Raw genomic sequence first — 14,657 nt, 5'->3', positions numbered from 1 at the left:
TATAGTTTCTATAAACCTATGCTAGGTCCCAGGTATTTTTATGTAATTATTGGCGGAGGACTCGCAGGCCTACAACTCGCCCGGCAACTTAGCCGGGATGTTTTTTTTAAAGGAAAAAAGATAGCAATAATAGATTCAGATTTTGCTATGCCGGTTAAAACCTGGTGTTTTTGGGAAGAAGGCAAAGGCAAATGGGACGAACTAGTTACTAAATCCTGGAAAGAAGGTCAATTTATTTCTTCTGAAGCAAATATAAATTTAAAGTTATCTCCTTATTCCTATAAGATGATAAAAGCTGCAGACTATCATCAAAAGCTACAGGATGAAATAGAAAAGTCTGGTGACTTTGAATTTATTACTGATGAAATTCATAAAATAGATCCTGTAACAATGAAGGCCATGGGCCGAAAAAAGTCTTACAGCGCAACACATTTCTTTGACAGCAGGGTTGATCCTTCTTACCTGGAAAGTAAAAAGCATACCACCATTTTTCAACATTTTAAAGGTTGGGAGGTAGAAACAGAAGAACCGATGTTTACGCCTGATTCTTTTACGATGATGGATTACCGAATTAAATATCCTGATGCTACTGCGTTTACTTATATTCTTCCGTTTACAGAGAAAAAAGCTTTAGTTGAATATACCTTTTTCTCTCCTTTTTTAACTGAAGATAAAGTATATGACGAAATGCTTCGGCAATATTTTGAAAAGATTTTAAAGACAAAAGATTACAAAATTAAAAGCACGGAAACAGGTGTTATCCCAATGACCGATTTCCCTTTTGACAAAGCAAATACAAAGCAAATAACAAAAATTGGTACTGGTGGCGGTTGGGTAAAACCATCAACCGGTTATTCCTTTAAAAATACCGAAAAACGTATTGCAAAAATTATTGAGAACATAAAAAACGGAAAAAAACCCGGTGAGAATTTAATCAATAATAAATTCAGACGGTATGATGCTATATTTTTAGATGTGCTGGCGCAGAATAACCAAAAGGGAGAAGATATTTTTACTAAATTCTATACTAAGAATTCTCCCCAGGATATTTTTAGATATTTAGACGAAGAAACTTCGGTTTCAGAAGATCTAAAAATTATGTTGTCTCTCTATAGCTTAGATTTTATTGTATCTTTTTTCAGAAAAGCTTTTTAATATTATTCAGCTAAAAGCTGATTCAACAAATTTCTGAAATTTTGACTATTCCAATCGGCTGCTCCTTTTTTATCTACTACCACAGTGCCCTTCTTATCAATTACATAAGTAGAAGGCAACGTATAGCCATCTAAAGGCTTTGGATCTTTAGAAAGCATACGATAACTAGAAAAACGATAGCCTTTGCGCTTCAGAAAATTATTAGTGGTTTCGTGATCTTCTCCAGAAATAAAATAAAATTCCACTTTATCATTATAATCAGTATATAGCTCCTGGAAACTTGGCATTTCAGCAATACAGGGTGGGCACCAGGTGGCCCAGTAATTCACAATGATCACTTTCCCTTTAGATTCAGCGAAATCCACTCTTTTACCAGATTCAGTCTCTAATGTCCAATTATAGGTTTCAAGCTCCTTTCTATCTTCCTCATCGGTCGCAGAAGGACTGAATGCAAATAGCTTATTTACTACAATTTGAATGGGTTTACGAGTTTGAGGAATAATCATCGCCAGGATGATTACAATAAAAATAATATTACTCCATTGGTTCTTGAAAAGCTTTTTCATTGTAGATTTTTAATACTTAGACGTAAAAAGCAAAGGTACTTAACATCTCAATTCTGGGCATAAAAAAGAGGCTGATTAATAATGATTTCTCACCACGTCACCCTGAACTTGTTTCAGGGTCTAACTCCTAAGAATATTAGATTCTGAAACGAGTTCAGAATGACGAAACGATCAAATATTAATCAGCCTCTCTATAAAATATAAGCTTAACTAATTAAGCTGCGTTTTGCTTCTTAATTAAATTAAGGGCAGAACCATGCTTATACCACTCAATTTGCGGTTTGTTATAAGTATGGTTTGTTTTAATAGTGTCTTTACTACCATCGGCATGTACGATTTCTATCGTAATTTGCTTGTCTGGAGCAAAGTCTTCAAGATCTATAAAGTTAAAGGTATCGTCTTCCTGAATAAGATCGTAATCGGCCTCATTCGCAAAAGTCAATCCTAACATCCCTTGTTTTTTAAGGTTTGTTTCGTGAATACGGGCAAAAGATTTAACCAGTACCACTTTCACTCCAAGGTGACGAGGTTCCATAGCCGCGTGTTCTCTAGAAGAACCTTCACCATAGTTATGATCTCCTACAACTACCGTTGGAACACCTTCTTTTTTGTACTCTCTTTGTACCGCTGGAACACCATCATACTCTCCGTTAAGTTGGTTTTTTACAAAGTTTGTCTTTTTATTGTAAGCATTAATAGCTCCAATAAGACAGTTGTTAGAAATATTATCTAAATGCCCTCTGTAACGCAACCACGGTCCAGCCATAGAAATATGGTCGGTAGTACATTTTCCAAAAGCTTTAATTAGCAATTTAGCACCGGTAAGGTTTTTACCATCCCAAGGTTCAAATGGAGTTAACAATTGAAGTCTTTCACTATCTTCAGCTACTTTTACTTCAACAGAACTTCCATCATCGTTTGGTGCAATGTATCCTGCATCTTCTACTGCAAAACCTTTGGTTGGCAATTCAATTCCTGTTGGCTCATCTAACATTACTTCTTCGCCATCTTCATTCATCAATTTATCACGAGTAGGATCAAAATCTAAGCGCCCTGAAATTGCGATTGCAGCAACCATCTCTGGAGAACCTACAAAAGCGTGGGTGTTTGGATTACCATCTGCACGTTTAGAGAAGTTCCGGTTAAAAGAATGCACAATAGTATTCTTTTCTTCACCTTTTCTATCGCTACGATCCCACTGCCCAATACAAGGTCCACAGGCATTTGTAAATATCGTTGCATCTAGATCTTCAAATATTTGAAGTAAACCATCACGCTCTGCTGTAAATCGAATTTGCTCAGATCCCGGGTTAATACCAAAATCAGATTTCGCTTTCACCTTTTTATCTACTGCTTGTTTGGCGATAGATGCTGCACGGGTAAGATCTTCGTAAGAAGAGTTAGTACAAGAACCTATTAATCCCCAATCTACATTAATTGGCCAGTCGTTTTCTTTAGCTTTAACACCCATTTCTGAGATAGGAGTTGCTAAATCTGGTGTAAATGGCCCGTTAAGGTGTGGCTTTAATTCTGAAAGGTTGATCTCTATCAATTCATCAAAATACTGCTCAGGGTTTGCATAAACTTCATCATCACCGGTTAAGTGCTCGGCCACGCCATTTGCTGCATCTGCAACATCGGCACGGTTGGTAGCACGCAGGTAACGGTCCATAGACTCATCGTAACCAAAAGTTGAAGTGGTTGCACCTACTTCAGCTCCCATATTACAGATGGTTCCTTTTCCGGTAGCTGATAAAGAGCGAGCTCCTTCTCCGAAATATTCTATAATTGCGCCGGTTCCACCTTTAACGGTAAGGATTCCAGCAACCTTTAAAATCACATCTTTAGATGAAGTCCATCCTGAAAGTTTTCCAGTTAGTTTAACTCCAATAAGTTTAGGGAATTTAAGCTCCCATGGCATTCCGGCCATTACATCTACTGCATCAGCACCACCAACACCTATGGCAACCATTCCAAGTCCACCGGCATTTACCGTGTGTGAATCTGTACCAATCATCATTCCTCCAGGGAAAGCATAATTTTCCAATACAACCTGGTGAATAATTCCAGCTCCCGGTTTCCAAAATCCTATTCCATATTTATTAGAAACAGATTCCAGAAAATCAAAAACTTCACTACTGGATTTATTAGCAGCTTGCAAATCTATTGCAGCTCCCATTTTAGCCTGGATAAGGTGATCACAATGCACTGTAGTAGGTACTGCAACTTGCTTTTTCCCGGCTTGCATAAATTGCAGTAAAGCCATTTGAGCAGTTGCATCCTGGCAGGCAATCCTGTCTGGCGCAAATTCTACATAGTCTTTTCCTCTTTGGTAGGCCTCTTTGGCCGCACCATCCCATAAATGCGAATAAAGAATTTTTTCTGAAAGCGTTAAAGGTTTTCCAACCACCTCACGTGCAGTATTCACACGTTCGGCCATTTGGCTGTACACCTTTTTGATCATATCAATATCGTATGCCATATTATTATGTTTTTAGTTCTAAAAAAGTCTAGCAAATTTAGGGATTTCGAGTGGATTTTGAAAATAAGAAGTGATTATCAAAATTTAATGAAAATAATTTTACATTTCATAATTAATGATAGTTTAAATTCAACTAAACATAATAATGAGATTGAAAATTATGAATTTCATAAATTAACCTTGTAAGATTAGAAAAATTCTAATCTAAAGTCTGGAAGAAAATAGAATTTAAACCCATTCTTGATAAGATGTATTCAGTTGGCAGTTATAAGTTTTCGGTTCAAAACTGTTAAATACAAATAAAAAACTATGAACAAGAGATCGCCACGTTGGTCGTACTCGCGATGGCACTTTAAAACTTACACCTAAGAAACGTCAAATTAACAATTGATAACCGATAACTGAAGGTCAAAGTAAACTACTTCGGAGCAAGCTCACGAAGCATTAATATTGAAAAATATAATTTGATTTCGAGGTGAGCCTCGGAGCATTCAATCTCGATTATCGAGTAAATCTCGAATTATTTTTTCTTCGGAAATTCCTTCGGCTTCAGCTTTATAATTTTTAATAATTCTATGGCGCAAAATTCCAATGGCCACAGCTTGCACGTCTTCAATATCTGGCGAGAATTTTCCATTAACCGCTGCGTGAGATTTAGCGGCAAGAATAAGATTTTGAGAGGCCCTTGGCCCTGCGCCCCAATCAAGATAATTTTTCACAAATTCCGGTGCTTCAGTAGAACCTGGCCTGGTTTTCCCTACCAGTTTTACGGCATATTCTACCACATTATCTGCTACAGGAATTCTACGAATTAATTGCTGAATTCCCACGATTTCTTCCGCAGAAAACAAAGCATTAATCTTTTGAGTTTTATCTGAAGTAGTACTTTTTACAACGTCTACTTCTTCCTGAAAACTTGGATACTCCAGCAGAATAGAAAACATAAACCTGTCTAATTGCGCTTCAGGCAATGGATAGGTTCCTTCCTGCTCTATTGGATTTTGAGTAGCCAATACAAAATAAGGATTTGCAAGTCGGTAATGATGCCCGGCGACTGTTACAGATCTTTCCTGCATAGCTTCCAGTAAAGCCGCCTGTGTTTTTGGAGGAGTTCGGTTAATTTCATCTGCCAGCACTATATTAGAAAAAACCGGGCCTTTAATAAATTTGAATGTTCTATTCTCGTCCAGGATTTCGGCACCAAGAATATCACTGGGCATTAAATCTGGCGTGAATTGAATTCTTTTAAAATCTAAGCCTAAAGCCTGGGAAATGGTATTTACCATTAAAGTTTTTGCCAAACCGGGAACACCAACAAGCAAAGAATGCCCTCCCGAAAAAACCGAAAGCAGGATTTGGTTTACAACCACATCCTGCCCTACTATAATTTTGGCAATTTCCTTTTTTAAATCCCGGTGTTTAATCACCAGTTTTTCTACAAGAGCAACATCTGACATTAATAAAAGACTATTTTTTTAACCAGTTACTACTATACTCACAATCTTTAAATTTTCCGTTCACCTTAATGTAAGTATCTCCAATTTTTTCTTTTTGCCATTCTTCAATAGCTTCAAGCTGTTTATCACGTAGTGCCAATTCTTTTATTTTAGAGAAATCTGTTGCATAATTAGCTTCGTGTTCTGCAATTCTTTTATCTACTTTTATAAGTTTAAAAAACGGTCGGCCTGTTCTGTCCTGATCGCGCATCCTTAAAGAAAGTTCGCCTTCTTGCAAATCTCCAACTTCATCATACAATTTGGGATCTACCTTAGATAGTTCAAAACGAGTATCGCCAGTTCTTGGATTAATAAGCTTCCCTCCATCTGCTTTTGTTTCATCTTCATCAGAAAATTCACGAGCGGCTTCGGCAAAATCCAAAACACCTTCGTCTACTCTTTTTCTTATGCTATCTATTTTTGCTTTAGCTTCTTCAATAGAGGCATTCGTTACATCTGGAATAAGCAATATATGTCTTAAATCTACATTTTGACCTCTAATTCTATCTACCTGGATAATATGATATCCAAATTCAGTCTCAAAAGGTTCACTTACTTCACCTTGCTGTAGGCTAAAAGCCACATCTTTAAATTCCTTTACAAAATTATCTTTTCTGGCAAGTGAAATTCTACCACCATCCCGGGCACTTCCAGGGTCTTGTGAGTACAAAACTGCTTTAGTAGCAAAACTGGCATCATTATCTAGAACATCTGCTCTAAAATCATTTAGACGATCTATTACTTTTTGCTTTTCACTTTCCGGAATTTCCGGTTCTATAATAATTTGAGAAAACTCTATTTCTTCCCCAAAAACAGGACGTTCGTCTTCTGGAATACCTTCATAATAAGCTCTTACCTCTTCAGGAGTAATTTCTACCGTTTCAATAATTCTTTGTTGCATACGGCTGGCTAATTGACGTTCTTTATTAAGGTCGAACAACTCGGTTCTAAATTCAGCTTCATTTTCTTTGTTGTAGAACTCAAGTACTTTTTCCATTGAACCTACCTGGCGCACCATTTCAGAAATCTGTTGATCTATATAGTTATTAACTTCAGCATCCATAATAATAATACTATCCTGGATGGCGTGATGTGCATAAAGTTTGTTTTCCATTAAAGAACCTGCAAGTTGGCAATCGGTCACATCAGCGGTAGACATTCCCTGGCTTTGCATATCTTTATACATCATATCTACATCACTGTCAAGAATAATATAGTCCCCAATTACTGCCGCAATTCCATCTACTTTTCTGCGCTCTGAGTTATTTTCTTCAGCAACTGTATTTTTTACAATCTCATCTTCAGGCTGGATAGCAGTACTATCGGTCACAATCACATCTTGAGAGTAACCGTTAAACCCAAGTAAAATGGCTAAAAGAAAGCCGGTGGTTTTAATTATAGATTTCAAATTCTTCATTTTTAATTGCATCTTTTGTAATATCTTTTTCAAGTTCTTTTATCAAGTTTAATTTTCGCTTGTTAAGCAAAATCTTTTCTATGGTTGGTTCGGCGTATTCAAATGGGGCATCCTCCCCACGCTCCAAAACATCTCTTATATAGATCAAATATACATCTAATGAATCTTCTACCTGAATAAAATTAGATTTGTTTAAGAGTTTATCCCTATGGTCTATGCTTAGCGCAGGAATTTTATTATAAACCGTTTTCAGTTTCACCCAAACCGAATCGTTTAAAGAATAATTTTTAAATTGAAGGGAGATCTTTTCAAGCGCTTCTTTATCCTCCTCTTGAAAGCTGGTTAAATAAGACTTTATCTCATCTATATTGGTATTATTTTCAGCCAGGCTTACATATCTTAGTTTTAACAGATCCTCCGCAAGCTTAAAATTACCTTTGTTTTCTTCAAAATAAGCTTCTTTTTTCTCGATGGGCAGTGTACTATCCAATTCCCTGCTTACTACCGCATCTTTGTAAGCACTGGTATAAAGCTCATTTTTATAATTTTCTATAAGATCCTTAAATTCTCTTAGTTGACTCTCTGGAAGGTTTAATTGCGCTCTATCTATAAGTAATTGCTGGGTAGCCCAACGGTTTATATAATTAGAAACGATAATCGCACTATCTTCCGGGGAAGTATTCTCATTAATTAAAGCATTAATATCCTCTTCATACAAATAAGCATCATTAACCCTTACTATAACCTCGCGGTCTTCATTCTTATCAAGATAAGAACACCCCATTAAGGTAAAACAGGCCAGTAAAAAAAATGTATAAACAGGTGATATCTTCAAAATCATCAATTATTGAACTAGCAATATACATACCATTTTCAAATGTCTCAATGCCTGTAAATTGCCGGTAGGCAAAAATAAGAATTCATTTAGGTTCTACAAGCTTATGTTTAAACGATTACAAGTAGGTGAAAATTATAAGTTCAGAATTAGTTTATCTTAAGTATCTTTAAAGGAAGTCTTAATGTTATTTATTTTAATTCTGAAAAATTCCCTTGATATGAAATATACCACCGAAATTAAAATAATAAGGCCCCGTCAAGAGGTTATAGCGAAATTTAGTAATCCCGATAATATGAAACATTGGCAACGCGGATTTATTTCTATAGAACCTATTAGTGGAAAATTAGGGGAAGAAGGTTCAAAGAATATACTAAAATATAAAATGGGAAAGCGAGAGATTGTTATGGAAGAAAAAATTATCAAAAATGATCTTCCCACGCAATTTCATGCAAATTATTTGGCAAAAGGTGTCTACAATATCCAGGGAAACTTTTTTGAGGAAACTCCAGAAGACCATACGCTTTGGATTTCACACAATGAATTTAGGTTTAGTGGTTTTATGAAATTAATGGGCATTTTTATGCCGGGAGCTTTTAGAAAACAGTCTTATCAATATATGAAAGATTTTAAGTCTTTTGTAGAAAACAACCAAAGTGTTTTAAACAAGAAATAGTTTTAAATTTTAATATGAATAATTAAAAGCTGCTATTATATTTGCTAAAAACAATTTTATCATGATACGAAGCAGTTTAATAATTGCATTTTTAACTTTCAGTATTTTTTCAAGTGCACAAACCAAAGTAGGAACCATAGACACCGATTACATTCTTGCACAAATGCCAGAAATGGAAGAGGTGAATAAAGGATTAGATGCCTATGACAAGCAATTACAACAAGATTTCCAGGTTAATATTAAGCAATATGACACCCTGGTAAAAACGTATCAGGCCAATGCCGAAAGCCTTGCTGCAGAAGCTCGGCAGGAAAGTGAGTCTAAAATTATTGAACTTGAGAACCAAATCAAGCAATTTAGACAAAGAGCACAGCTAATGATGCAAATGCGAAAAAATGAACTTACCAGTCCACTTTATGAAAAAATTGACGCCGCAATGCGCCAGGTAATTAAAGAAGAAGAATTTACTCAAATTCTACACGCCGGTGGAAACAGCCTTGCTTTTTCTGCAGAAGAATATGATATTACCGAAAGAGTGATGGCTAGAATGGGAATAGAAATTCCTGCTCCTGCTGAAGAAGAATAGTTTTTATAGAATTACTAAATGACTGAAATAAAAAGGCCTCAGAGATTTTGAAATCCGTGAGGCCTTTTTACTTTTAAACAATGAAACTACCTGCTATAATTAGGCGATTCGTTGGTAATAGTAACATCATGTGGATGACTTTCATGAATTCCAGAAGCAGTAATTTTTACAAATTTTGCTGTTTCTTTTAGGGTTTCTACATCTTTTGCGCCGCAATAACCCATACCGGCTTTTAGACCTCCAACAAATTGGTGAATACTTTCTTCAAGCTCACCTTTGTATGGTACACGTCCCACAATACCTTCAGGTACCAGCTTTTTAATATCGTCTTCTACATCCTGGAAATAACGATCTTTAGAACCTTTTTGCATAGCTTCTACTGAACCCATTCCGCGGTATGATTTAAATTTTCTTCCTTCATAAATAATGGTTTCTCCCGGAGATTCTTTGGTTCCGGCAAGTAAAGAACCTAGCATCACACAATCGGCTCCTGCGGCTAATGCTTTTGGAATATCCCCTGTATAACGAATTCCGCCATCGGCAATAACAGGAACACCACTACCTTTTAGTGCTGCAGCTACTTCAAGCACAGCCGAAAATTGTGGAAATCCAACTCCGGCAACCACTCTGGTAGTACAAATAGAACCTGGACCAATCCCAACCTTAACAGCATCTGCGCCAGCTTCAACTAAGTATTTGGCAGCTTCGCCGGTAGCTATATTACCTACAACCACTTGTAAGTCTGGAAATTTAGATTTTACATCCTTTAGTACCGTTACCACACCCCTGGTATGGCCGTGTGCAGTATCTATAATTATTGCGTCTACGCCAGCGTTTACTAGAGCTTCAACCCGCTCAACTGCATCAGCAGTTACTCCTACCGCAGCTGCCACGCGAAGCCTTCCAAAGCTATCTTTATTTGCATTAGGCTTAAGGGTAAGTTTGGTGATATCCCTAAAAGTTATAAGCCCAACTAGCTTATAATTATCATTAACTACCGGGAGTTTTTCTATCTTATATTCCTGTAAAATATCCTCTGCCTGATCCAGGGAAGTTCCCTCTGCAACAGTGACCAAATTTTCTGAAGTCATTACCTCAGCAATTGGACGCTTAAGATTTTTCTCGAAACGTAAATCCCTGTTAGTTACAATTCCCAACAGTTTTCCCTCTTCATCTACAATTGGAATTCCGCCGATACTATGTTCGCGCATACTGGCTTTTGCATCGCTCACATTGGCTGTGATTGGCAAGGTAACGGGATCTATAATCATTCCGCTTTCTGCTCTTTTAACTTTTCGCACTTTTAGCGCTTGTTGTTCGGCCGTCATATTCTTATGCAGAACACCAATTCCACCTTCACGTGCCATAGCAATAGCCATTCTGGATTCGGTTACGGTATCCATAGCTGCCGAAACAATAGGAACGTTTATAGAAATGTTTTTGGTGAATTTTGTGCGGATGCTTACTTCCCGTGGTAGTACTTCAGAGTAAGCGGGAACAAGCAATACATCGTCGTAAGTAAGGCCTTCTCCTAAAATTTTGGATTCGTGTGCGATCATAGCAATTAAAGATTTAATTGCGTGCAAATATACGTTTTTTATAGAAAAAAAAGGTTTAAAACTTATTAGTTATCAGAAAATTACTTCGGGTAGCATTATCCCCCAAATTCAAGGACATCGGTAGAATTAAAACCAATCTTTATCCTATCGGCAACATTGGTATCCTTCGTAATCACGGAAACCTGATGCCCATTATCTAATTTTAATAACAATTGAGTAGCATTGCCCATAAAGGTTTTCTTCAATACCCTGGCGTGAGTTATATATTCACACTCCTCATTAATACTAAGGTTTTCGTTGCGAATGGCGTGGTTACAATTAGGATTTAACGGGCAATTAAATGCCGTTTGTAATTCCTTATTAAGCTGAATGGTATTTCCAAAAAGCGAAGCAACATAAACCGAATTAGGCTTTATATATAGGTTTGATGCCTGGTCTTTTTGAATCACTTTTCCATGTTGAAGAATAAGAATTTCATCGGCCACAGAAAGTGCATCCTGCGTATCATGGGTTACAAAAATAGCAGTAACACCGGTTTTCTTGATAATTTCAAAAACCTGGCTGCGCAACTGCATTCTTAGCATCGCATCCAGATTACTAAAAGGTTCATCCAAAATTAATAGCGATGGATTTGGAGCTAATGCCCTTGCCAGAGCAACACGTTGCTGCTGCCCTCCTGAAAGTTGATGCGGATATCGTTTTTCTAAGCCAGTAAGCCCTACCAATTCCAACATCTCCAGGGCGCGTTCTTTTTTATTTTTAAGTTTAGAGATTCCGTAGGTTACATTTTTTAATAGATCAAAATGTGGAAATAAGGCATACTCCTGAAATACCAGTCCTATTTTTCGCTTTTCTGGTGGAACAAGTTTATTTACTGAAGAAAGTTCTTTATCATTTAAAACAATACTTCCATGATCTGGACGCTCTAAACCAGCAATAAGACGAACCAGCGTTGTTTTTCCACTTCCGCTTTCTCCCACAATAGCACAAACATTTCCCTTCTTTAAATTAAAAGAAACTTCTTTTAGGGCAAAATTTCTGCCTCTATCAAAGCTTTTGGAAATAGAATTTACGCTTAGCATACTAGTCTTTTATCAATAATTTATTTAAAAATATCACGGGAATTGTTGCTGTGAAGATAATAAATAATGAAGGAATTGCGGCCTCCATAACCATTTCGTCACTTGCGTATTCAAAAGCCTTCACTGCAAGGGTGTTAATATGAAAAGGTTTTAAAATTAAAGTTAGCGGTAATTCTTTCAACACATCAATAAAAACCAATATCATCGCACTCAAAATTCCGGTTTTAATAAGTGGAAACTCTATTTTAAAAAAAGTTTTAAAGTTCCCAACACCTAGCATCTTAGACGAATCTGGTATACTATTACTTACTTTTAAAGCGGTAGATTCTATTGGATTATGAGCTACAGCCATAAACCTTACACTATAAGCATAGACTAGTGCCACCAGGGTACCATTGAATAAAAATCCGGTTTTAACTTCAAAAACCGAATCCATAACCCCTATAAACCACTTATCAAAAGCAAGGGTTGGAATCATAACACCAATAGCGACAACCGCACCGGGAATTGCATAGCCCAATACTCCAAATTTGGATAAACTTTTAATCCCGCTAGTATTGCTCCATTTTGCGAAATAAATAAGCAAGGTCGCAAAAAGTACAGTAACTAAAGATGTGATTAAAGCTATCCCAAAACTTTGTAGTGATAGCAGAATAAAATCAAGATCAAATACTTTTTCAGCAGTTAAAAATGCCCAGTAGGTTAATTGAGCTACCGGAATAAAAAAACCTAAAATTACAGGAATCAAAACCAGTATAAACTTTAAGTTCTGCATCAGTTTAGTGCCTGTTTTTCTATGTATGTGCCTGGAAGCCTTATTTCCGGTAACCTGAATACTTTTTCGCTGCCATTTTTCAATCAAAATTAGGGCAAAAACGATAAAAATAAGCAATGCAGAAAGGTAAACCGCAGTTTCCGGCTCTTCTAAAGAAAACCAGGCTCTAAAGATTCCGGTAGTAAACGTATTTACCCCAAAATACTGTGCTGCTCCATAATCATTCAACACCTCCATAAGTACTAAAATGAGTCCCGCAATAATTGCCGGTCTTGCCAGGGGTAACATGAGCTTAAAAAAGGATTTAAACTCCCCTACACCAAGCATTGTTGAAGCTTCCAGCAAATTACCCGCCTGGTTTAAAAAAAATGCACGGGAACTTACATATACATAAGGAAAAAGTGAAATACTAAGTACATAGGCCAGACCGAATTTATTCATAATATCTATTCGAATAAATTCAAGATCTAAAAACCTAAAAATAAGGTTGAGGCTTCCACCATAATCAAAAACCCCGGCATAAGCATAGGCTACTATATAAGATGGAATTGCCAGCGGCAGTATAAGCAACCACTCCAATTGTTTTCTAAAAGGAAATTCAAACCGAGCGACTAACCAGGCTGTGCCAACCCCTGTAATAAGCACTAATAAGCTGCAGGCAACAATTAAAAAAAAAGAATTTCCAATATAATCCAGCAGTAAATTATCTACAAGATGCCACCAGGTTTCTCCCGGCCCTTCCAGTAGTTTTACTGCAATTGCAATTACCGGTAGGGTTATAAAAAGAACGATGGCCAATGTAAATATAGACCATCGATTTGTATCTCTTTTAACTCGCCTTAACCTGGATTTTATTGAGAATATGTCACTATTATTTCCAGCCTGCTTCATCAAATAGCATTACTGCCTTTTTATTATTCTCACCCAACTTAGACAGGTTAAGTGTATCTTCTTTAAATTCTCCCCACTCTTGCAATAAAGCTGCAGGAGCTACCGCATTATTCACAGGATATTCATAATTTGAATGTGCAAATACTTTTTGAGCTTTTTCAGAAATCAAAAACTCTATAAATTTAATTGCGTTATCTTTATTAGGAGCATATTTTGCCACTCCGGCCCCGCTTACATTAATATGTGTACCACGACCATTCTGATTTGGGAAGAAAAGTTCAATACTTTCACCGGCTTTCACTTCTTCAGGATCTTCAGAATTTAAAAGCTTACCAATATAATAGGTGTTTACAACAGCAAGATCACCTTCTCCCGCAACCACAGCTTTAACCTGGTCACGATCATTTCCTTTAGGAGCTCTTGCCATATTCTCTACTACAGCTTCTGCCCACTTTTTTGCTTCTTCTTCTCCATTATGAACCATAATAGATGCCATTAGTGATTGGTTATATATATTCCCGGAAGAACGTATCAATAACTTATCATTCCATTTATTTGAAGCTAAATCTTCATAAGTAGACAACTCACTCTCATCTACCCTATCTTTAGCGTAAGCAATAACCCGCGCTCTTTTAGTTAATCCAAACCAATAATTATCGGCATCTTTAAGATGAGAAGGTATAGTATTTTCCAGTGTTTCTGAAGATACAGCTTGCAAAAGATCACCACTTTTGGCTCTTTCCAATCTACCTGCATCTACCGTAATAAGAACATCTGCCGGAGATTGCTCCCCCTCCATACTCATCTTTTGAATAAGCTCATCGGCATTAGCATTAATTACATTTACGGTAATTCCCGTTTCTTCTTCAAATTGTTTAAACAGCTCCTGATCAGATTCATAATGTCTATGGGTATAAACATTTACTTCTTGCTTTTCATTTTCAGCATCTTTATTTTTTTCTTCCGAATTTTTACAGGAGAAAAGTAAAGTTAAACTCAAAAGACCTATTAGGAATTTATTCATTTTTCTGATTTTTTATTTTTTCAAATATAATTATTTAGAATAAGTTTAAATAAAAAACAGCTGATTTTTTAAAGAAATTGACATTTGTTTAATGCTTCTAGAAAAATATTTTT

Annotated in this window: 12 protein-coding genes; 3 read left to right on the top strand and 9 right to left on the bottom strand. The window is 36.4% G+C overall.

Features of this window, described 5'->3' with window-relative positions; translation table 11 throughout:
- Positions 1-18 precede the first annotated feature (18 nt).
- On the top strand, positions 19-1,155 hold the full coding sequence (locus B5X51_RS10345) for a lycopene cyclase family protein (RefSeq protein WP_079721095.1): 1,137 nt from the start codon (positions 19-21) through the stop codon (positions 1,153-1,155).
- 2 nt (positions 1,156-1,157) lie between these two features.
- On the opposite strand, the gene B5X51_RS10340 is transcribed toward B5X51_RS10345, so the two are convergent.
- From B5X51_RS10340 to B5X51_RS10320, 5 genes are all read right to left on the bottom strand, one after another.
- The gene (locus tag B5X51_RS10340) at positions 1,158-1,721 is read right to left on the bottom strand and encodes a TlpA family protein disulfide reductase (protein ID WP_079721094.1); all 564 of its coding nucleotides are present in this window, start codon (positions 1,719-1,721) and stop codon (positions 1,158-1,160) included.
- Between the two features lie 214 nt (positions 1,722-1,935).
- Complete coding sequence (locus B5X51_RS10335) at positions 1,936-4,203, bottom strand: aconitate hydratase (protein ID WP_079721093.1); 2,268 nt, start codon at positions 4,201-4,203, stop codon at positions 1,936-1,938.
- 491 nt (positions 4,204-4,694) lie between these two features.
- Positions 4,695-5,660 (bottom strand): AAA family ATPase, encoded by a 966-nt coding sequence (locus B5X51_RS10330; protein ID WP_079721092.1) that lies wholly within the window; start codon positions 5,658-5,660, stop codon positions 4,695-4,697.
- A gap of 10 nt (positions 5,661-5,670) precedes the next feature.
- Positions 5,671-7,128, bottom strand: coding sequence for a peptidylprolyl isomerase (locus B5X51_RS10325; RefSeq protein WP_079721091.1), 1,458 nt, complete (start codon positions 7,126-7,128; stop codon positions 5,671-5,673).
- Positions 7,091-7,957: a peptidyl-prolyl cis-trans isomerase gene (locus B5X51_RS10320; protein WP_394331564.1), complete on the bottom strand. Its 867-nt coding sequence runs from the start codon at positions 7,955-7,957 to the stop codon at positions 7,091-7,093. Before B5X51_RS10320 ends, B5X51_RS10325 begins: the two co-directional genes overlap by 38 nt.
- A gap of 214 nt (positions 7,958-8,171) precedes the next feature.
- Here B5X51_RS10320 and B5X51_RS10315 point away from each other — a divergent pair, with 214 nt between their 5' ends.
- A complete protein-coding gene (locus tag B5X51_RS10315; RefSeq protein WP_079721135.1) occupies positions 8,172-8,627 on the top strand; it encodes an SRPBCC family protein in 456 nt (151 codons plus the stop codon).
- Positions 8,628-8,688: 61 nt separating this feature from the next.
- Positions 8,689-9,213, top strand: coding sequence for an OmpH/Skp family outer membrane protein (locus B5X51_RS10310; RefSeq protein WP_079721090.1), 525 nt, complete (start codon positions 8,689-8,691; stop codon positions 9,211-9,213).
- 86 nt (positions 9,214-9,299) lie between these two features.
- On the opposite strand, the gene guaB is transcribed toward B5X51_RS10310, so the two are convergent.
- The 4 genes from guaB to B5X51_RS10290 all read right to left on the bottom strand — a co-directional run bounded on the left by guaB (position 9,300) and on the right by B5X51_RS10290 (position 14,544).
- On the bottom strand, positions 9,300-10,772 hold the full coding sequence (guaB, locus tag B5X51_RS10305) for an IMP dehydrogenase (RefSeq protein ID WP_079721134.1): 1,473 nt from the start codon (positions 10,770-10,772) through the stop codon (positions 9,300-9,302).
- 95 nt (positions 10,773-10,867) lie between these two features.
- The gene (locus B5X51_RS10300; RefSeq protein ID WP_079721089.1) at positions 10,868-11,854 is read right to left on the bottom strand and encodes an ABC transporter ATP-binding protein; all 987 of its coding nucleotides are present in this window, start codon (positions 11,852-11,854) and stop codon (positions 10,868-10,870) included.
- Between the two features lies 1 nt (position 11,855).
- Complete coding sequence (locus tag B5X51_RS10295; protein WP_079721088.1) at positions 11,856-13,520, bottom strand: ABC transporter permease; 1,665 nt, start codon at positions 13,518-13,520, stop codon at positions 11,856-11,858.
- Complete coding sequence (locus B5X51_RS10290; protein ID WP_079721087.1) at positions 13,501-14,544, bottom strand: Fe(3+) ABC transporter substrate-binding protein; 1,044 nt, start codon at positions 14,542-14,544, stop codon at positions 13,501-13,503. Before B5X51_RS10290 ends, B5X51_RS10295 begins: the two co-directional genes overlap by 20 nt.
- Between the last annotated feature and the right edge of the window lie 113 nt (positions 14,545-14,657).

This window comes from Salegentibacter holothuriorum (assembly GCF_900168045.1).
Taxonomy (GTDB): domain Bacteria; phylum Bacteroidota; class Bacteroidia; order Flavobacteriales; family Flavobacteriaceae; genus Salegentibacter; species Salegentibacter holothuriorum.
This window is presented reverse-complemented; position numbering and strand designations above follow the sequence as displayed.